Genomic DNA, 15472 nt, shown 5'->3' on the forward strand with positions numbered 1-15472 from the left:
TGCTGGGCGCGCCACGGTTCTAGCGGATCTGGTCATGACGGTTTTACAGCCGGTTTTACAGGTGGCGTTCTGCTTTCGAGCTCATCGATCCGGCGAATCCGGTCCAGCAGCAGCTCGTCCTTCTTGACGTAGACGTTGATCAGCCGCTCGACGTGGTCTTCCGACCAGGTGAAAATCTCGGCGATCTCGCGGATGGTCAGGCCGGCCAGGAACATTTTGGTCGCGGCCGTCCCGCGCAGATCGTGAAAATGCTTGTCGACGCCGGCGGCGTTCTTGGCGCGGATGAAGGAGGCGTCGAAGCCCGTCTTCCAGCTGATCCTGTCGGTGCTGGTCAAGATGGTGGTGGCGCGCTTCGGAATTTCCTTCAGCAGGGCGCGGAGCGAGGCATAGAGCGGAATGACCGCCGTTTTCCGCTCGCCGCTCTTGCCCGTGCGGATCTCGATGGAGTTGGCGTGGACGTGGGTCCAGGAGAGCCGCAGGACGTCACTCTTGCGCAGCCCGGTCAGGGCGGCGAGGCGCACGGCCCACATGACCTCCTTGGACGCTTTCGCGGCGACGGCTGCCATGTCTTCGTCGGTCCAGATGATCTCCGATCGGTCGCTGCTGTAGATTCGCGGAATGCCGGTGCAGGCGTTCGCCTGCAGGCGGCCCTCGGCCACGCCGAAGGAGAGCACCCGGGACAGCACCTGCAGGGCCATGTCAGCCTGGCGGGGCGTGTGTTTGATCTCGTCACGCCATTTGCGGATGGCGACGCGGATTAGCGGCCGGTCGAACGCCCCGATGCTGAGGCCGCCGAACTTGGTCTGGATCCGGTCAAGGAAGGGCGTCCAGTTTTTGCGGGTCTTGTCGGAGAGGCCCTTCCAGTCGTCGCTGGCCTTGTAGCTGGCGACCAGGCCGGAGATCTTCGTCTTGTCGCCGGTCTTACGGGCGGCGGCCAGATCGGCGAGCTCCTGGACAAACTCGGGCGTTCCCGGCTGGCTCATGAGCCGCGGCCCGCCGCGCCAGGCGTAGACGTATGTCCGGCCCTTCGCCGTGACGATATGGACGCCCTTAATGTCGAGCATCGCCATCGCTTTCGAGGTGCCCGCGAATCTCCGCGTCCAGCGCGTCGGTATCAGCGTGGTCCGGAGTGACGCCCAAAGGCAAGATGCGGGTTCGGCCGAACTCGTCGATCAACACCTGATGCTGCCCGCCATCGATGGCGCGATCGATGGCGCGCTGCGCCAGGGCCGTCAGGCGCCGGGCCGAGGGCTTCGGAGGAGTCATAGCTCCATCCCCAGAACGTCGGCGGCCATGCGGAAGTCGGCCGGGCGCAGCTGGACGAAGGTTCGGCCGGCCGGCGTGGCGCTGGGCAGGCTGATCAGGACGGGATTCTGCCCGGGCGCTAGGATGGACGCCGCCTTGGCGAAGGGCCGCAGGGCCTTCATCAGCTGGTCGGCGAAGATGTCGGCCGCCTCGCGCTCGACGATCAGCTGGTGGATCTCGGCGCGGTGGCGCCAGAGCGCCCTCTGTAGAGCTTCGGCGTTGATCAGGCGGTCGCCGGCAGTCGCGAACGTACCCTCGACCAGACTGGCCGAGTAGCAAAGCTGCAGTTCCTGGGCGGCCGCGGGGCTCATCAGCCGGCGGCGGCCGGGCTGTTCAAGACCTCGAGCCTAGCTTCCAGGGCGTCGTAGTCGCGGCCTACCAGGGCGAAGAGCCGACGAAGCGGGGGGCCTAGATCAGACTCGGCCTCGAGCGCGGCCTCGTATTCGCTGAGGATTGAACGGAGCGGCCCGACGACGGCGCTTCGGCCGAGCTGTTCTGCCATGACAATGTCGACCGACGGCACGGCGTCACGGGTGGCCCAGGCGCGCCGCTGAAACTGGTACTCGAGCTGTTTGGCCTGATCGTGTGTCAGGTCGGGGCCGTCGGGCCGCTTGCGGGTGGGCCACTTCTCCATGCGATCGGCCTGCTGCAGGGCCAGCTCGAGCGCGGCGATCGGCGTCTCGGCCGCGTGGGCAAGCGCCGCCCATGCGCGGACGGCTGCCGGCGCGCACATGTCGCCGGCGCGCAGCACGAAGATCGGCTCCTGCGGCGTGAGGGTGGCCAGCTTTACGCTGGCGTCATAGTCCGGCCGGCCGGTGGCGGCGATCATGTTGCGGCTCCTCGGCGTTCCTCGTTCTGGCCGATGCGGGCCAGACGGATCAGTTCGGTGACATAGGCGCAGCCGGCCTCGACAGTCGGCGTCTGCGCCTCGTCGGCGGGGTTTTCCCGGGCCATGAAGATGAAGCCGGAACGGTCGGCCGTGGTCAGGAAAAGGCGTTTGTCGGTATGGATGGCCATAAGCCAATCCAGATCGAGGGGAACGGCGGCGGTCATCAGGCGGCTTCCTTCCGTTCGTTGAGCAGATCGGCCACCTGGTCGGCGCGATCGCGCGGCACCTCGAGCGCGCCGACGTAGACGTGGACATCCTCGGGCTGGCCCGGCGCTTCAGCGACGGTGACCACCAGGTTGGGGAATTCCCTGGCGCGGTAGGTGATGGCCACGACGGCGCCGGTGACCTTGCGGTCCACCTCAAGCAGGGAGGCGGCCACCACATGCTCCTGATTGATCGGCAGGGTCAGGGGCACGGGCTCGGGACAAGCTGAGCAGCGGTCGGCCGCGATCCAGGAGCAACCGCCTTCGCAGGCGCGCAGATCCCAGCAACCGCAGGCGCGGCAGGTGCGGCGGACCGCCGGCATCACGCGGCGTCCTTCAGCGCGCCCTTCAGGGCGGTGGCGCTGGCGATCGCCCGGGCCACTGAAAGCATCGAGGCCTTCTGATCGTCAGCCATGTCGCCGAACAGATCGATCAGCTCGGCGCCCTGGCGGGTGGCGATGACGGCCATGGCCGGGTCGGTTTCGGCCGACGGCTCGCCGACCGGGAGAAGGTCGGCCGGGGCGCAGCGCAGGAATCGGGCGGTCCGGACCAGCATCGAGGCCGAGACGCGGTTCGCGCCCTTCTCGTACTTCTGGATCTGCTGGAAGGTGACGCCGATCGCCGAACCCAGCTGGGTCTGGTTGAAGCCGAGGCGGAGCCGGCGAGCGGCGATCGCTTGTCCGACTGCGACGTCGATGGGGTCGGGGCCGTTGGGCTTGCCACGGGGCATGTCAGTGAACTCCGGTCAGAGGTTGGAAAATGGCCACGGCGAGGTGGGTCAGGCCGTAGAAGAGGCAGATGGCCAGGAAGGCCAGGGCGGGGCGGCGGTCTCTCATTTGCGGGACGGCCAGAATTGCCAGGCGACCAGCACGCCCACGACGACACCCAGCGCGATCGGCTGGCCGAGCCACATGTCGAAGAGGCCCGCGGGGATGCCGATCGCGCCGATCTTCAGGTGAAACAGGATCACCTCGACGACATGGCTGCGCCTCCGTCGGCGGATGGTGCTGACGAGGACGTGGGCTCCGCCGCGCTCGCGGCCGATGATGTTGTGCTGGGTCACTGTGACGCTCCATTGAGAACCCACTCCTGGAGCGCGACGCGGCCGTTGGCCGGGTAGCGGACGATCTCCATGGACTTCAGTTCGGAAAGACGATTGCGGAGGTGGCTGCCGCCCTCTTCCCAGCGCAGCTCGGCTGCGAGGGCGCGGCGGGACATTTCGCCGCCCTGGTTGAGCAAGGCGTCGAACATCAGGCGTTGAGGCTGCGAGAAGGTGGCCCGCATGCGGGTGTGCAGGTCGCCGCCGCCGGCGATCTTCGGCGCGGCCGAGCGGCCCTCGACCGTGAGGGCGATCGTGCCTGACGTCGGATAGTCGATCAGGCCGAGGCCTCGGCATTCAGACAGCCGGTTACGCAGATGCGAGCCTTTCGACTTCCAGCCGATGATGGCCGCCAGCTGCGGGCGCGTGACGCTGCCGTGGCCCAGGTCAAGCCACCAGCCCAGCCCGGACAAGAGCTCCTGTTGTGGCCGCGTGAGAACCTCGGCAGAGGCGAGGGCAGTGCGCGCGACGTCCAGGCGCTCGGCCTTCGAGGGCGCTACAGCCGGCCGAGCAGCTGGTGCTGCAGGCGCGGCGAAATGTTGGACCGTCGGCCGTACCGGCGCAGGTTGTGACGGCTGGACCTGACGATCGCGGCCGATGGTGATCGGGCCGAAATGCTTCTCGATCGCGGCCGCGACGTCGCCGGCGACGAACTGCGCCTTGCCGCGCGCCTCATGCTCCGCCTCGCGCCGCCCTCTCTCGTAGCCGCGGGCGTCGGCCGCCGCCTCGATTGCCGCGACGTCGGCCGCGAGCTGCGGCTTGGCCTTCGCCCCCGGGTGCTTGTCGACGACGGCGGCTGTCAGGGCGGCGCGCAATCCCGCGACGTCGACCTGGGCGAGGGACTTCTGCTCGATGCGGGCCTCACCCGCCTTGGGCGTCGAGCTGGTGTCCAGCGTCCTCATCAGCGGAAAGCGGGTGCGCTCGAGGATGGCGGGGTCCTGGGCGTAGACCCAGGCTTCGCCGACCTCGAGGCCGGCGAGGGTGCGGAAGACCTCGCGGGCCTGGTCGACGTCGCCGTTGCCGTCGACCCATGCCTTGACCGCGTCGCGGTCCTGCGGCGCGGGCAGCCGGTGGACGATCAGGGCGTTGGCCTGGGTGAGGACGTCCTTGGACAGGCGCGCCGGCCGCTGGCTGATCGTCAGCAGGCGGAAACCCTTGAATCGGCCGCGGCGGGCAATCCAGTCGATCTCGGCGTGGACCCGCTTGGAATCGTCGCCCATGGGGTTCTGCGGCGCGAAGACGTCGGCCTCCTCGAGGACGAGCGTCAGGGCCTGTTTGTTGACCCGGCGCAGCTCGGCCAGGAAGGCTCCCACGAAGCGGTTCTGATCGGCCTTCGACAGCTCCGACAGGTCGATGACCGCGGGGAGGTTCTCGGTGGCCAGCACGGCCGCCAAGGCGGCGGCGCCGCCGGCGTCGAGCGGCAGGTCGCCGAACTCGCCGCCGAAGATGGCGACGGGATAGCCCGGCTTCTTGCCGTCGGCCGAGGTGCGCAGGCCGGCCCACACGCCCAGCGGATCGAGGATGACCACACGGTGCTTCAGCTCGAGCAGACGCTCGACGATGTTCTTGCCGGTGACGGTCTTGCCGCCGCCCTTCTTGCCGAGGATGGCGATGTCGCCCTCGAGCAGGGCATCGGGCAGCGGGAAGGCTGGGCGGCGGGTCATCGGGCGGCGCTCCTGGGCGGGGCGGGCAGGGGCTGATCGACGCCGGCGGCCCAGGCGACGATCAGGGCCGCGCCGGCCAGCCAGAAGACAACGGCGGCGATGACCCACGGGCTGGCGGTGACGGGTGGGCGGTTCATGGCGCCGACGTCCCGAGACGGGCCCGCAGCCGGCGGATGGCCAGGTCGACGGTCCGCTCGTCGATCGGCGCGGCCGCGGGCGGCTGCAGATGCACCGGACCCGGGTCGCCACCCTGGCGGCCGTCGTGATGGCGCAGATCGAACATGGAGGCGGTCCGGCGCATCAGACTTCACCCAGCGCTGACAGGTAGAGATCGAGGATGGCGTCCTCTTCCTGACGCTTGGCCTTGTCCTGCTTCCGGATGCGGATGACCTTGCGCAGGATCTTCACGTCGTAGCCCTCGCCCTTGGCCTCGGCGAAGACCTCCTTCTGGTCGGCCATGACGGCGACCTTGTCTTCTTCGAGCCGCTCGAGGCGCTCGACGATGGTCCGGAGGCGGCCCTGGGCGGCGGACGTCAGGACGTCGGCCGAGGCGTCGAAGGATGCGTCGTTGGCCATCAGAAGCCCCCTTCCTGGGAAGTCAGGCTGCGCGAGGCGAGGACGACGTAGCGCTCGTTGCGGGACGTCTCGCCGGTGTAACCGCCGAGCAGCAGGAAGGGGACGCCGTCCTCGCCCTGGGCGAAGACGTCGCCGTCCGGCGTAGCCAGGCTCTCGAGGTGGGCGATCAGGTCGCGGATTTTCATGGTCAGGACGTCCTCAAGGCTTGGGCAAGGGGCAGGGTCCGCCAGTAGGCGAGGCCCTCGACGGTGAACTCGGCGCTGCAGAAGCAGCGGAGGGTGACGGGGTTGAGCAGGCGCGAGCCGCAGCGCGGGCAGTCGATCTTGCCGGCGGTCATCGGAGCGGGGCGGTCCATCAGGCCAGCTCCATCCGGTCGCCGTCGACGACGGAGGCCTCGACGTCCATGACGGGCCGCCAGGCGTCGGCGGTGAGGGCGTCCTGCAGATGGCCCTGCGCCTGATCGAGGACGGCCCAGCGCTCGCGCTCGAGGGCTTCGTCGTCGAAGTCACCGGGCTTGACCGCGCGGGGCGTGGACAGGGCGTGGCAGGCGGCCGCGACATGGGCGGCCTGGACGGGATAGCCGGCAGTCTCGAAGCGCCGGCGCATGTCCTGCAGGGGCTCAAGGAAGGCCGCCGCGGCCTCGGTCGGGTCATCGCCCCGGGCGGCGACCTGGATGGCGGTCAGGGCGGCGCAGAGGGCGGCCTCGAATGGTGCGGGCAGCTTTCGCGCCGGCGGCCGCATGAGCTGTGCGGCGATCATCCCTTGGCCCTCCGACGCATCTGGCGGGCCTTGCGCATGGCGCGGGCCAGATCGGCGCGCTCGCGCTCGAGACGCTCGATGTAGAAGTCCACCGCCTCGCGCTTCGTCTTGAAGCCGCCGATCGGATCCCTGACGACGTCGAAGTCGTGGGTGCAGAGCTTGTCGAGGATGACCCAGCTCATGACCGCTTCGCCTTGGCTTCCAGCACCGCGAGGGCGTGGGTCGGGGTGCGGCCGAGCATGGCGTCGAGGGCGAGATTGGTGTTGTGCGTGGTCTCGCCGAGCAGCTGGGCGGCGATGGTCATCGAGCCATGTTCCCGCATCAGCTCGCGCAGCATCGACAGCCGGCCGACCGTCCAGCCCGAGGCCGGCCGGGGCAGGCCGCAGACGCAGTGGTTCTGCAGTCCGCAGCTGCAGAAGCGGCGGATCAGGCCGCCCTGCAGGACGGCGTCACGGGAGGGAAGGGCGGCCGCGGCCTGCATCAGGCGACGGCCCGGGCCTGGCCGTCGACCTGATCCGGCGCGGCCAGCCAGCACAGGCTGTCCCAAGCGTCGAAGACCAGATCATCGATGCCGCGCTCGCTGTCGCCGCTCAGCTCGTGGCCCTGCCGGATGCGATCGCGCATGGAGTCGGCGGCGTCGAGCTGGCCGACGGCGCTGACCAGCAGCAACACAGCCCGCGGGTCAGCCTCGGCCGTCATAGGGTCGAGGAGCGCACGGGCCAGAGCGGCGTTGCGGCCGATCTCGAAGTGCAAGGCGGCGCCGTCGACGATCAGTTCGACCTGGTCGCGGATCCTCTCGATCGGATCCTGCAGGTGTGGCGGCAGCGGCGAACAGATTGTCATGGCGACCCCTCTCAACGTGAGGGGGAGTTCTGCAAATCTAAACCTTCACGTCAAGCAGAAAAGTTCAGAACAGCTAAACCAATCCGCAACGTACGTTGACGGGGCAGGCGCAGCGGGCTCTCAAAGTCTCGATAGGGGGAGAGACCATGACTGAAGCGGACGCCAAGGCAACCACGGACCCAAAGAAGATTGCAGGCGGCTGCGGGTGCCTCGTGCTGATTCTCGGCGGCATCGGCCTGGCGCTGGCTATGTGCACCGGGGAACCGGAAAACCCCGCAGCGAAGGGCGCTCCGGAGGGGTCGGTTCTTCGAAGCGATCAATCGGTTCAGTCGGCTACTCGCCTCGGGGGTGAACTAGCGGTCGAGCTGAAGATTGCGAACTCCTGGGACGACAAAGGCTGGCTTGATGGCGCGGCGATGGCCATTGAACAGGTCGGCCGGGATCTGAAGGCCGGCGCTCCCGAGGACGCACCGCCGCTGGACACCGTGCGCTTCGCGGTATCAGTGCCGGGAACGGACCGGCTTGGAGAAGATGTCGAGATCAGGCTTTTTCACCTAACCTATTCCGCTGCTGACCTGCGGCGGGCGAACTACGACAACCTCAATAGCTCCAGGATCCCCGACCTTTCGTCGGATGTCTCGATATCGTCGAGGCAGGGGCGCGAAGTCTTGACGGCCTGGTGCGCCGATGAAGTCCGATCGGCGGAAAGTCCTAGCTTCTGCAGGCGAGCCTTGATTCGCTAACGCCGCGGCGCCCGTGGCGGGGCGGGATCGAAGGCGTTCCGAGGTTCAGCAGACATGGCCATCGGCTGACCAGCGGCGATGGCCTGTGCGGCCGAGCGAAGTTGTCGGAGAGCCAGGGCCTCAGCCACCGGCATCAGCAGCTCGAACGGCTCAATGCCCAGCCAAGAGGAGATCTCGTTCACGACAGCCCGCTGGTAGGGCTGCTTCCCGTGGAAGACCATGTTCGCCCGGCTCTTGTTCCAGCCGAGTTCGTTGACGAGGGCGGCTTGCCGCTTCCTGAAGTAGGCCATCCACTCCTGTAGATGCCAATCTGGATCGGGCGTACTGGTCACCGCCTGATTGTCGTCCGATGCGGTTTCCGGGTCGCCCCGACAATTCCAAACTCGGCGCCTTGACAGAGAGTTTAGAATAACAGAACCATCGGGACTCATGGATGTCCCGAGTTTCCGAAAATCAAAGGGTTGGTCCCAAGCTGAGCTGGCCACGCGGCTACGCCTCCGCTCGAAGGGCCGAATCAGCACGCTGGAAAGCGGAGCTGACCCGTGGCCGACCGACTTGGCCATAGCCATGGACCGGCTGAGCGCCGGCGAGGTGCCTGTCCGCGAGCTGCGCCCCGATCTTCATGACGTCCGCGTGGTCCACCAGGAAGCTGGGGCCCCGGCATGAAAATTGGCGAGCCCTGCGACGACTGCGCCTGGCTGGCCGAATGCACCCAGCAGTGCGTCCGGCGATCGCCCGAGGGCCCGCTGTCCTCTGACCTTCCCCATCTCGCCGCCCGCCTGACCGGACCGGCCGAGCGTCCCGCCGCCGTGGCTGTAACAGGCTCCCCTCGCGGCGGCGGGATGATGTTTGCCGCATCGGACAGCCGGCTGTGACGGGGGGGCGCGTCGCGCCCTTGCTCCGCTCCGTCAGTCCGAATCCGGACAGTTCCCGATTCGTCCCAAAGGTTAACGAAATCCTGCACTTGATTCGGTGTGCGCGGATCTGCGCCCGGCTGACGGCCTTGCGCCGCCAGCTGCTGGCCCAGCTGTGCCTGGACCGCGAGCGACAGGGGCACGGGAGGTTCGAACGCTGAGCGCGCGCCGTCGTCGACGGCGCGCCATCGAGCCCCCGCCCCCGCGCAGTGCCTGCCCACATCGGCAAAGCGAGAGCGCCGGTCGCCCGTGAGCGGTCGCGCCGTCGCGGCTCCCTGATCGCATGACCCGCCGGGGGCGGAGCTTCGCGACCAGGAACGCGCCCGCCCTGTCTCCCGCCACAGCGGTCCAGCGCTCTCGCCTTGCCCTCATCACAGCCAACCATGGCCGCCTTACGGACGGTCATCGGGACGCCTTTTGCTCAACGCGCGGCACCGCTCGCCGCGTGAGCGATGTCGTGCGCCCCGACCCGGCCGGCTGTCAGGCGGATTCGAAAGGTGCGAATCCACCATGAACGCGACACAGCACACCCTGCTGGCGCGAGCGCTCATCGACGCCTGCGGCGGCGTCGACGCCTGCTGCAAACCCGTGACCCGGGTCGAGCGCTCGCAGCTCTATGCCTACCGCGACTTCAATTCGGGGGTGTTCATGCCCGCCGACATCATCGAGCAGCTGGAGTCGCGCTGCGAGAATCCGGTCTATTCGGCGTTCCTGTTCCACTCCCGGCCGGCCAAGACGCCGGCGGCGCGCCTGGAGGCCGTCGGCTTCCTGATCGGCGAGGGCGGCGTGGCCATCCAGCGGGCCATCCGCCTGGCGGCCGAGGACGGCGAGCTGAGCGACAACGAGAAGCGCGGCATCGAGGAGATGTGCCTCGAGCATGAGGATCTGCTGCGCCAGGCCCGCGCCTCGATGGAAACGGGAGCGGCGTCATGACCGCCGTCCCGATCGACGGCGGCTTCCGGCACCGGGAGCCCTTCCACCGCCGCACCTTCGCGCCCGTGCGACGCAACAGCCGGCCGGCCGGCCGGGAGAACTGGCGGGCCCTGACCAAGGGCCAGGCCAACCGCCAGCTGCTGGCGCTCGAGATGTACCGGGAGAAGCTGCGCCAGCCCGGGCAGCGATGGGGCGCCCGAGGCACGATCAGCGCCGGCGCGATCGGCTTCTACAAGCTGATGTGCAACATCGCGGTCCGGTACCGCGGCAAGCTCGACCACCCGGTGTCGTGGTTCGCCTACAAGCTGAACGTCCCGGAGAAGGTCATCCACGCCTGGAAGCGCCAGCTGAAGGAGCATGGCTTCCTGGACTGGCGCCGGCGCTACATCGAGACGGGCCGCGAGGGGATCCGCGGGCCGCAGGTGGAGCAGACCACCAACGCCTACTGGCTGTCGGCGCCAAAGGAGGCCCTGCAGGCCGCCGAGAAGGTCATGCCCCCGCCTCCGGACGACATACCCCACGAAGCGGCCGACCCAGCCCTGCAGGAGGCGCTGGACCGCCTGGGCAACCGCATTGCGGACAACATGGCCAAGAGAGACCGCTTCCGATCGGATTGAACGTGGATCACCTGAGGGTCGAGAATCCCGGCTCCAGATCTACATAAGGGCGTCTCGCTAGTCGCGAGACGGCATGTTTCGAGGAAGAATGACGGTGTCGCCCTAGTCGGGCGACGCAGTTTCAAGAGGAAGCGCCGCTCCCGGCGCTGAATTACCGGCCCCCACCAGGGCGGGCGAGCTCCGCTCGCCCTTTCACAACGCCCGCTGTCGCGATCACAAGCGGCCGACGCCGCCGTCTGGCCCAACCAAAGGCGGGCTCTTCGGCAGGGGAGGGGTTTGGAATTTGCGCGCGGCCGTCAGGCGGCGGCGTTCGCCCCGGTCGATTCACCTTCGCGCTTTATGAGAATTGCTTGCGGCCGGGGAGCCGCAAGTTGAGTGAGGGAGACACCATATGCAGAACGCAAAGCCGGCCGCCACCCGACGGGCCATTCTGACCGCCAGCCTGGCCAGCACCGTCTGGGTTAGCGGTGTTCATGCCGATCGGCGTAAGCCGTCGGCCGAAGGCGAGCCGGCTCCGGGCCGCATTCTGGTATGGGTCGATGAACGCCACTGGCGGACCTTGTTGGCCGCGGCGGTAGCCCTTCGACCGCCCAGGCGCTAGTGGGCGGCGGCGGCCTCGAGCGGCTGCGGATCGTTGGCCGGCACGGGCTCCGTGCCCGGCCGGCGGCGCTGCACGGGCCGGTAAGGGAGGGCGTAGCGCGGGTTCTCGATCGCGCTGAGGCTGACGATATGGGTCACCTCGAGCGCGGCAGCGAAGGTGCAGCCGCAGAACTCGTTCTTGCAGGCGAAGTAGAGGGTCCGAAAGATCGGGGTGACCGTGCGGCACGATCGCTGGACCGAGGGACCGCCGCAGCAAGGGCACGGATTGGTGTTCGGATTCGACGGTTTCATGTTTTCCCCGACTTGGCCCCGGTTTGTTCTCTCATAAGTGGAACCTTTTGACTAGCGGCCTGTTAATAACTTTCGTGTTGCGTTCGAGCTTGACCATAAGTCGCCGCATCAGACGGCTTCGAGCGTGAGATCGGTCGTCAGTCCCTCGCCCAGCTGGTGACGCACTTCCTCGATCAGCCAGGTCGCTTCGTCGACCATCGACTTGAAGCCCTGCAGCTTGAGCCGGCGCTCCGGATAGAGATCGGGCCGGCCGAGGGCGAGGGTCAGGGAAAAGGTCGCCTTCTTGCGCGCGCGGCGGTCGTAGGCTGCCTGGGCGGCCCGGGTCGAGGCGTCCTCGCTGGCGTAGATCCTCGGCAGGCGCCGTGCCCCGCGGGCGGGCCCGACCAGGACGGTGTGGGTGGTCGCGCCGGCGACGCTGCGCCAGCGCGCGCGAACGCCGCGGCTCTGGCCGGATCCGGACTGATCTGAATCGCGATCGGCCGAGGACCAGGTGTAGCGATCGCCGTCGCGTCGGCTGAGGGTGGTCGACGGAATGTCGCGGCCGCCGGCGGTGCGGCCCGAGCCGACCCGGGCGAAGATCAGGTTGCCGTCCTTGATGGTGGCGACGGCGTCGTTCTCTCGGCCGAGGCGGCGGATCAGCGCCAGATCGCTCTCGCGGCTCTGGGTGACCAGGGGCAGGGCGACCGACGCCAGATCCGCCGCGATGCGCGCCTCGAGCCCGTTGCGGCCGGCGACGGCGCCCAGGACCGCGCCCAGGGTGGTGTCGCGCCAGCTGCCGTCGCGGCGCGTGGACAGATCGGCCGTGAAGTCCGCGGCCCGGGCCTTGATCGTCAGGATGTCCGGCGCGCCGGACCATTCCAGTTCATCGACCTTGAAGCTTCCCTTCTCGACCAGCTGGCCGACGTAGCCGAGGGCGAGCGAGATCCGCGCGCCCTTCGGCGGGATCTTCAGCTGGCCGTCCTGATCGGTCAGCACCAGGTCCAGCTGGTCGGCTTCGTCGCCGCGCTTCTCGGTCAGGGTCAGGGACGACAGGCGCGGCTTCACCGTCGCGGAAATATCCACGCCGTCGACCACCAGGCGGAACGCCGGCGTCATGCGGCCGAGCTCGCCGGCTGGCTTTCGTCGACGGCGGGTTCGTCGACGTGCTTCAGCGACAGGCTGAAGTCGGTCTTGCGCGGGACGCCGTCCTGGAAGAACAGCTCGCCGCCTTCGGTCAGGCTCTCGATGACCCAGGCGCCCATGACGTTGCCGCGGCCGTCGACCAGCGCCCAGGGCCCGCCCTTTTCGCCCATCTCGCGCAGCTCGGCGATGCTGCCCGGGTCGCCGGCGACGTCCGGCACCAGGACGCCGCCGAGGGTGATGGTGTCCGCGCCCGGGCCCAGGAACTGATTGGCCGCGCGCGCGCCGACCCGGCTGGTGTCCGCATGACGCCAGGCCGTGCTGCGCTGCAGATCCTGATAGGCCAGGGTCGGCAGGGAGAAGACGAACATGCCCAGGGACAGCATCATTCGTCGTCATCCCGGAATTCGGAGCGGCGTTTGCTGGCCTGGGCCTTCTGGATCGCCTTCATGACCTGGTCGGCGATGGCCTGCGCGTCCATGCCGGCGACCGGGTTGACCGTGATGTTGTAGGTGTCGCCGCCGATCGTGGGCCCGCCGACGCCGCCGGCGGTGGACGCCAAGGCGGGACCGCCCGCGCCGATCGCCAGCGCGCCGGTCATGGCCGCGCCGACGCGGCCGAGGGATTCGATCGGTTCGCGGCGCGCCAGGTCAATCCCCTGGGCGAGGCCGGCCATGGTGTAGGAGCCGAACTGCGCGAAGACGCGCGAGGGCGAATGGATCCCGAGCTTGTTCTTGAAGGCGGTGATCAGCCGGCCGCCGACGCGCATGACGGTGGCCAGCAGCTGAGGAATGCCGCCGAGGACGCCGTTGATGATGCCGAGGATCAGCTGGCCGCCGAACGTGCGGAACTTCGCGCCGAGACCGGACAGGAACGGCCAGACGGCTTGGAAGGCCCGGATGAAAAGGCCAAGCGGTGAGAAATTCATGATCGCGGAGGTGAGGAACGCCAGCGCCTGGCTGGTGAAAGCCTTGACGCTGTTCCACACGCCGCCGAACCAGGCGGTGATCGGTCCCCAATTGCGATAGATCAGGAACGCCGCGCCGGCGAGCAAGGCCACAGCGGCGACGACGGCCAGGACGATCCACGTCAGTGGGTTGGCCAGCAGGGCGGCGGTGAAGGCCCAGGTGGCGGTCACAGCCCCCCAGATCCCGCCGATCATGGACATGAACAGCGGTGCGCCGAGGGTCAGGCCCAGGCGCAGCGCGGCGAAGGGCGCCAGGACGGCGGCGATGGCGAGCGCGAACCCGCCGAACAGCAGGAGCAGCCCGGCCACCACGCCCAGCAGAGCCATGGCCGCGCCGGTCAGGCGCGGATGGCGCTCCGCCCAGGCGGATACGGCATCGGCGACCCCGCCGATGGCCTTGGCCGCCATGTCAGCATAGGGCTTGACTTTGTCGCCGAGGATCGTGGCCATGCGGTTGGCCTTGTTCCTGGCCAGGTCGAGACGGGACGCGGTGTTGTCGACCGTGCCGGCGAACTCCCGCTGCATCGATCCCGCCGAGATCGACGCATCGCCCACTTCGCGCAGGTTGCGTTCCACCAAGTCGAGCTGGCTCAGCATGGGCGCGATCGCCGCCACGGATTCGGTGCCGAACAGCTGGCCCAGGACCGACAGCTGCTGTTCCTTGGGCAGACGGGCGACGGCGCGCAGCACGCCAGTGATGGCGCCTTCGGCGTCGGTCTGCATCTGTTTGGCGACCCGGCCGGCGTCGAGGCCCAGGGCGGCGAAGGCTTGGCGTTGCATGCGGGTGGCGGCCGCGCCCTTGGTCAGGCCCAGCAGCATGTTCTTGATGCCGGTGCCGCCGACCTCGGCTTCAACGCCGACGGAATTCATCACCTGGGCGAGGCCCGCCAAGACTGAGCTGGACGCGCCGGCGACGTCAGCCAGAGGCCCGACGCGCGTGATCATCTCCGACACCTTCGCGGCGTTGCCGCCATAGCTGTTGGTCAGGTAGTTCACGCGATCGGCGAGGCCGATCACTTCGCGCTGCTGAAGACCGAAGGCGGTGCGCCAGACGGCCATCATCTCTCCGGCCTCCTCCGACGTAATGTCGAAGGCCACGCCCATCTTCGCGGCGGCTTCGGCATAGGCGAGCAGATCCCCTCGCGCCACGCCGGCGCGCGCGCCCTGGGCCACCAGGCCGGCGAGCTCGCCCGACGCCACCGGAATCCGGCCGGACAGGTCCAGAATGTCCCGGCTCATCTGCTGGAAGGCCTTCGGCGTGGGGAAGTTGACCACCTTCTTCACGCCCGCCATGGCGCGCTCGAAGTCGATCGCGGCCCTGCCGGCGACGACGACTGGCGCGGCGACGGCCATGCCCGCGCCCAGCGCCCCGGCGCCCGCGCCGGCGGCCTGGCCGGCGAAGGCCGTGGTCTGGCTGTAGCGATCGCGGGCGGCGGCGTTGCGGCGCTGCTGGTCGCCGAGGGCCTTGAGCTTGGTCTTCTGCTGGTCGATCGCGCTGTTGGCGCGGGTGATGTTGTTCCGGAGCGCCAGCTCTTCCCGGCCGAGGTTGCGGGTAGAGACGCCGGCGGCGTCCAGTCGGCCGCGCACCTGGTTGAGCTCGCGGGCATGGCCCTCCTGGGCCGCCTTCAGCGCCTTGACCTCGCTGCGCGCCTTGGTGAGGGCGGCCGTCATCTTGCGGGTCGGTGCCTCGACCTTGGCGTGTTCGCGGGCCAGCGCCTGGGCCTTGGCCTGGGCCTCGAGCATGGCGCGCTTGTTGGCCTCGAGCGAGGCCTTCAGCCCGCGGAAGGCGGCGACATCGCGCTGGGCGGCCTCGAGCTTCTTCAGCTCGGCGCGGTTCAGCCTGAGGGCGTCGCTGGCGGCGCGGACCTGTTTCTCGATGCCGCGCATGGGGCGGCTCGCCTTGTCGATGGCGTCCAGGCGGACCAGCAGGCGGAGGTTCTTGTCCATGGA

The 15472-nt window shown here is 68.7% G+C and carries 28 protein-coding genes and 1 tRNA gene (1 of these 29 running past the window's edge); 6 read left to right on the forward strand and 23 right to left on the reverse strand.

Going from position 1 to position 15472, the window contains the following annotated elements; translation table 11 throughout:
- A tRNA-Arg gene (locus B2742_RS10455) sits at positions 1–14 on the forward strand; it begins 61 nt to the left of the window's first position.
- A gap of 18 nt (positions 15–32) precedes the next feature.
- Here the strand turns inward: B2742_RS10455 and B2742_RS10460 are convergent.
- The 18 genes from B2742_RS10460 to B2742_RS10545 form a co-directional block, all read right to left on the reverse strand.
- Positions 33–1064, reverse strand: a complete 1032-nt coding sequence (locus B2742_RS10460; RefSeq protein ID WP_292065892.1) for a tyrosine-type recombinase/integrase — start codon at positions 1062–1064, stop codon at positions 33–35.
- A complete protein-coding gene (locus B2742_RS10465; RefSeq protein WP_292065896.1) occupies positions 1051–1266 on the reverse strand; it encodes a hypothetical protein in 216 nt (71 codons plus the stop codon). Before B2742_RS10465 ends, B2742_RS10460 begins: the two co-directional genes overlap by 14 nt.
- On the reverse strand, positions 1263–1616 hold the full coding sequence (locus B2742_RS10470) for a hypothetical protein (RefSeq protein ID WP_292065898.1): 354 nt from the start codon (positions 1614–1616) through the stop codon (positions 1263–1265). The genes B2742_RS10465 and B2742_RS10470 overlap by 4 nt, the downstream gene beginning before the upstream one ends.
- A complete protein-coding gene (locus B2742_RS10475; protein ID WP_292065901.1) occupies positions 1616–2134 on the reverse strand; it encodes a hypothetical protein in 519 nt (172 codons plus the stop codon). Before B2742_RS10475 ends, B2742_RS10470 begins: the two co-directional genes overlap by 1 nt.
- Positions 2131–2358, reverse strand: a complete 228-nt coding sequence (locus tag B2742_RS10480) for a hypothetical protein (protein ID WP_292065904.1) — start codon at positions 2356–2358, stop codon at positions 2131–2133. The genes B2742_RS10475 and B2742_RS10480 overlap by 4 nt, the downstream gene beginning before the upstream one ends.
- On the reverse strand, positions 2358–2609 hold the full coding sequence (locus tag B2742_RS10485) for a hypothetical protein (protein WP_292065905.1): 252 nt from the start codon (positions 2607–2609) through the stop codon (positions 2358–2360). The genes B2742_RS10480 and B2742_RS10485 overlap by 1 nt, the downstream gene beginning before the upstream one ends.
- Before the next feature lie 110 nt (positions 2610–2719).
- Entirely contained in the window at positions 2720–3127 is a 408-nt protein-coding gene (locus B2742_RS10490; protein ID WP_292065908.1) for a helix-turn-helix domain-containing protein, read from the reverse strand.
- A 102-nt stretch (positions 3128–3229) separates the two neighbouring features.
- A complete protein-coding gene (locus tag B2742_RS10495) occupies positions 3230–3460 on the reverse strand; it encodes a hypothetical protein (RefSeq protein ID WP_292065911.1) in 231 nt (76 codons plus the stop codon).
- Positions 3457–5160 (reverse strand): ATP-binding protein, encoded by a 1704-nt coding sequence (locus tag B2742_RS10500; protein WP_292065914.1) that lies wholly within the window; start codon positions 5158–5160, stop codon positions 3457–3459. The genes B2742_RS10495 and B2742_RS10500 overlap by 4 nt, the downstream gene beginning before the upstream one ends.
- The gene (locus B2742_RS10505; RefSeq protein ID WP_292065917.1) at positions 5157–5297 is read right to left on the reverse strand and encodes a hypothetical protein; all 141 of its coding nucleotides are present in this window, start codon (positions 5295–5297) and stop codon (positions 5157–5159) included. The genes B2742_RS10500 and B2742_RS10505 overlap by 4 nt, the downstream gene beginning before the upstream one ends.
- Positions 5294–5443 (reverse strand): hypothetical protein, encoded by a 150-nt coding sequence (locus B2742_RS10510; protein WP_292065920.1) that lies wholly within the window; start codon positions 5441–5443, stop codon positions 5294–5296. The genes B2742_RS10505 and B2742_RS10510 overlap by 4 nt, the downstream gene beginning before the upstream one ends.
- A 17-nt stretch (positions 5444–5460) precedes the next feature.
- On the reverse strand, positions 5461–5736 hold the full coding sequence (locus tag B2742_RS10515) for a DUF2312 domain-containing protein (RefSeq protein WP_292065923.1): 276 nt from the start codon (positions 5734–5736) through the stop codon (positions 5461–5463).
- Positions 5736–5921 (reverse strand): hypothetical protein, encoded by a 186-nt coding sequence (locus tag B2742_RS10520; RefSeq protein ID WP_292065925.1) that lies wholly within the window; start codon positions 5919–5921, stop codon positions 5736–5738. The genes B2742_RS10515 and B2742_RS10520 overlap by 1 nt, the downstream gene beginning before the upstream one ends.
- 2 nt (positions 5922–5923) lie before the next feature.
- A complete protein-coding gene (locus tag B2742_RS10525) occupies positions 5924–6091 on the reverse strand; it encodes a hypothetical protein (RefSeq protein WP_292065928.1) in 168 nt (55 codons plus the stop codon).
- Positions 6091–6495: a hypothetical protein gene (locus tag B2742_RS10530; protein WP_292065931.1), complete on the reverse strand. Its 405-nt coding sequence runs from the start codon at positions 6493–6495 to the stop codon at positions 6091–6093. The genes B2742_RS10525 and B2742_RS10530 overlap by 1 nt, the downstream gene beginning before the upstream one ends.
- The gene (locus tag B2742_RS10535) at positions 6492–6677 is read right to left on the reverse strand and encodes a hypothetical protein (protein WP_292065934.1); all 186 of its coding nucleotides are present in this window, start codon (positions 6675–6677) and stop codon (positions 6492–6494) included. The genes B2742_RS10530 and B2742_RS10535 overlap by 4 nt, the downstream gene beginning before the upstream one ends.
- On the reverse strand, positions 6674–6976 hold the full coding sequence (locus tag B2742_RS10540) for a hypothetical protein (RefSeq protein ID WP_292065936.1): 303 nt from the start codon (positions 6974–6976) through the stop codon (positions 6674–6676). Before B2742_RS10540 ends, B2742_RS10535 begins: the two co-directional genes overlap by 4 nt.
- Positions 6976–7338 carry a hypothetical protein gene (locus B2742_RS10545; RefSeq protein WP_292065940.1) on the reverse strand — a complete coding sequence of 121 codons (363 nt, stop codon included), beginning with the start codon at positions 7336–7338 and terminating at the stop codon, positions 6976–6978. Before B2742_RS10545 ends, B2742_RS10540 begins: the two co-directional genes overlap by 1 nt.
- A 146-nt stretch (positions 7339–7484) precedes the next feature.
- Here B2742_RS10545 and B2742_RS10550 point away from each other — a divergent pair, with 146 nt between their 5' ends.
- The gene (locus B2742_RS10550; RefSeq protein ID WP_292065943.1) at positions 7485–8081 is read left to right on the forward strand and encodes a hypothetical protein; all 597 of its coding nucleotides are present in this window, start codon (positions 7485–7487) and stop codon (positions 8079–8081) included.
- Here B2742_RS10550 and B2742_RS10555 read toward each other — a convergent pair.
- Positions 8078–8413, reverse strand: a complete 336-nt coding sequence (locus B2742_RS10555; protein WP_292065945.1) for a hypothetical protein — start codon at positions 8411–8413, stop codon at positions 8078–8080. The two genes, B2742_RS10550 and B2742_RS10555, sit on opposite strands and share 4 nt — an antisense overlap.
- 97 nt (positions 8414–8510) lie before the next feature.
- Between B2742_RS10555 and B2742_RS15535 the strand changes: the two genes are divergently transcribed.
- The 4 genes from B2742_RS15535 (at position 8511) to B2742_RS10570 (ending at position 10545) form a co-directional block, all read left to right on the forward strand.
- Positions 8511–8747, forward strand: coding sequence for a helix-turn-helix domain-containing protein (locus tag B2742_RS15535; protein WP_414633061.1), 237 nt, complete (start codon positions 8511–8513; stop codon positions 8745–8747).
- On the forward strand, positions 8744–8956 hold the full coding sequence (locus B2742_RS10560; RefSeq protein WP_292065950.1) for a hypothetical protein: 213 nt from the start codon (positions 8744–8746) through the stop codon (positions 8954–8956). Before B2742_RS15535 ends, B2742_RS10560 begins: the two co-directional genes overlap by 4 nt.
- 549 nt (positions 8957–9505) lie before the next feature.
- Positions 9506–9928, forward strand: coding sequence for a hypothetical protein (locus B2742_RS10565; protein WP_292065956.1), 423 nt, complete (start codon positions 9506–9508; stop codon positions 9926–9928).
- Positions 9925–10545 (forward strand): hypothetical protein, encoded by a 621-nt coding sequence (locus tag B2742_RS10570; protein WP_292065959.1) that lies wholly within the window; start codon positions 9925–9927, stop codon positions 10543–10545. Before B2742_RS10565 ends, B2742_RS10570 begins: the two co-directional genes overlap by 4 nt.
- A gap of 597 nt (positions 10546–11142) precedes the next feature.
- Here B2742_RS10570 and B2742_RS10575 read toward each other — a convergent pair.
- The 4 genes from B2742_RS10575 to B2742_RS10590 all read right to left on the reverse strand — a co-directional run bounded on the left by B2742_RS10575 (position 11143) and on the right by B2742_RS10590 (position 15469).
- Positions 11143–11436, reverse strand: coding sequence for an ogr/Delta-like zinc finger family protein (locus tag B2742_RS10575; RefSeq protein ID WP_292065962.1), 294 nt, complete (start codon positions 11434–11436; stop codon positions 11143–11145).
- Positions 11437–11544: 108 nt separating this feature from the next.
- Complete coding sequence (locus B2742_RS10580; RefSeq protein ID WP_292065965.1) at positions 11545–12531, reverse strand: contractile injection system protein, VgrG/Pvc8 family; 987 nt, start codon at positions 12529–12531, stop codon at positions 11545–11547.
- On the reverse strand, positions 12528–12944 hold the full coding sequence (locus B2742_RS10585) for a phage tail protein (protein ID WP_292065968.1): 417 nt from the start codon (positions 12942–12944) through the stop codon (positions 12528–12530). Before B2742_RS10585 ends, B2742_RS10580 begins: the two co-directional genes overlap by 4 nt.
- Positions 12941–15469 carry a phage tail tape measure protein gene (locus B2742_RS10590; RefSeq protein WP_292065971.1) on the reverse strand — a complete coding sequence of 843 codons (2529 nt, stop codon included), beginning with the start codon at positions 15467–15469 and terminating at the stop codon, positions 12941–12943. The genes B2742_RS10585 and B2742_RS10590 overlap by 4 nt, the downstream gene beginning before the upstream one ends.
- Positions 15470–15472 lie beyond the last annotated feature (3 nt).

It is taken from the genome of Brevundimonas sp. UBA7664 (assembly GCF_002483305.1).
Taxonomy (GTDB): domain Bacteria; phylum Pseudomonadota; class Alphaproteobacteria; order Caulobacterales; family Caulobacteraceae; genus Brevundimonas.

Coding starts and splice junctions, on each gene's coding strand:
- B2742_RS10505 (WP_292065917.1), bottom strand. CDS start 5,297: ATGAACCGCCCACCCGTCACCGCCAGCCCGTGGGTCATCGCCGCCGTT.
- B2742_RS10570 (WP_292065959.1), top strand. CDS start 9,925: ATGACCGCCGTCCCGATCGACGGCGGCTTCCGGCACCGGGAGCCCTTC.
- B2742_RS10465 (WP_292065896.1), bottom strand. CDS start 1,266: ATGACTCCTCCGAAGCCCTCGGCCCGGCGCCTGACGGCCCTGGCGCAG.
- B2742_RS10535 (WP_292065934.1), bottom strand. CDS start 6,677: ATGAGCTGGGTCATCCTCGACAAGCTCTGCACCCACGACTTCGACGTC.
- B2742_RS10575 (WP_292065962.1), bottom strand. CDS start 11,436: ATGAAACCGTCGAATCCGAACACCAATCCGTGCCCTTGCTGCGGCGGT.
- B2742_RS10585 (WP_292065968.1), bottom strand. CDS start 12,944: ATGATGCTGTCCCTGGGCATGTTCGTCTTCTCCCTGCCGACCCTGGCC.
- B2742_RS10515 (WP_292065923.1), bottom strand. CDS start 5,736: ATGGCCAACGACGCATCCTTCGACGCCTCGGCCGACGTCCTGACGTCC.
- B2742_RS10490 (WP_292065908.1), bottom strand. CDS start 3,127: ATGCCCCGTGGCAAGCCCAACGGCCCCGACCCCATCGACGTCGCAGTC.
- B2742_RS10510 (WP_292065920.1), bottom strand. CDS start 5,443: ATGTTCGATCTGCGCCATCACGACGGCCGCCAGGGTGGCGACCCGGGT.
- B2742_RS10460 (WP_292065892.1), bottom strand. CDS start 1,064: ATGCTCGACATTAAGGGCGTCCATATCGTCACGGCGAAGGGCCGGACA.
- B2742_RS10580 (WP_292065965.1), bottom strand. CDS start 12,531: ATGACGCCGGCGTTCCGCCTGGTGGTCGACGGCGTGGATATTTCCGCG.
- B2742_RS10565 (WP_292065956.1), top strand. CDS start 9,506: ATGAACGCGACACAGCACACCCTGCTGGCGCGAGCGCTCATCGACGCC.
- B2742_RS10590 (WP_292065971.1), bottom strand. CDS start 15,469: ATGGACAAGAACCTCCGCCTGCTGGTCCGCCTGGACGCCATCGACAAG.
- B2742_RS10480 (WP_292065904.1), bottom strand. CDS start 2,358: ATGACCGCCGCCGTTCCCCTCGATCTGGATTGGCTTATGGCCATCCAT.
- B2742_RS10550 (WP_292065943.1), top strand. CDS start 7,485: ATGACTGAAGCGGACGCCAAGGCAACCACGGACCCAAAGAAGATTGCA.
- B2742_RS10540 (WP_292065936.1), bottom strand. CDS start 6,976: ATGCAGGCCGCGGCCGCCCTTCCCTCCCGTGACGCCGTCCTGCAGGGC.
- B2742_RS10470 (WP_292065898.1), bottom strand. CDS start 1,616: ATGAGCCCCGCGGCCGCCCAGGAACTGCAGCTTTGCTACTCGGCCAGT.
- B2742_RS10500 (WP_292065914.1), bottom strand. CDS start 5,160: ATGACCCGCCGCCCAGCCTTCCCGCTGCCCGATGCCCTGCTCGAGGGC.
- B2742_RS10525 (WP_292065928.1), bottom strand. CDS start 6,091: ATGGACCGCCCCGCTCCGATGACCGCCGGCAAGATCGACTGCCCGCGC.
- B2742_RS15535 (WP_414633061.1), top strand. CDS start 8,511: ATGGATGTCCCGAGTTTCCGAAAATCAAAGGGTTGGTCCCAAGCTGAG.
- B2742_RS10545 (WP_292065940.1), bottom strand. CDS start 7,338: ATGACAATCTGTTCGCCGCTGCCGCCACACCTGCAGGATCCGATCGAG.
- B2742_RS10560 (WP_292065950.1), top strand. CDS start 8,744: ATGAAAATTGGCGAGCCCTGCGACGACTGCGCCTGGCTGGCCGAATGC.
- B2742_RS10530 (WP_292065931.1), bottom strand. CDS start 6,495: ATGATCGCCGCACAGCTCATGCGGCCGCCGGCGCGAAAGCTGCCCGCA.
- B2742_RS10520 (WP_292065925.1), bottom strand. CDS start 5,921: ATGAAAATCCGCGACCTGATCGCCCACCTCGAGAGCCTGGCTACGCCG.
- B2742_RS10475 (WP_292065901.1), bottom strand. CDS start 2,134: ATGATCGCCGCCACCGGCCGGCCGGACTATGACGCCAGCGTAAAGCTG.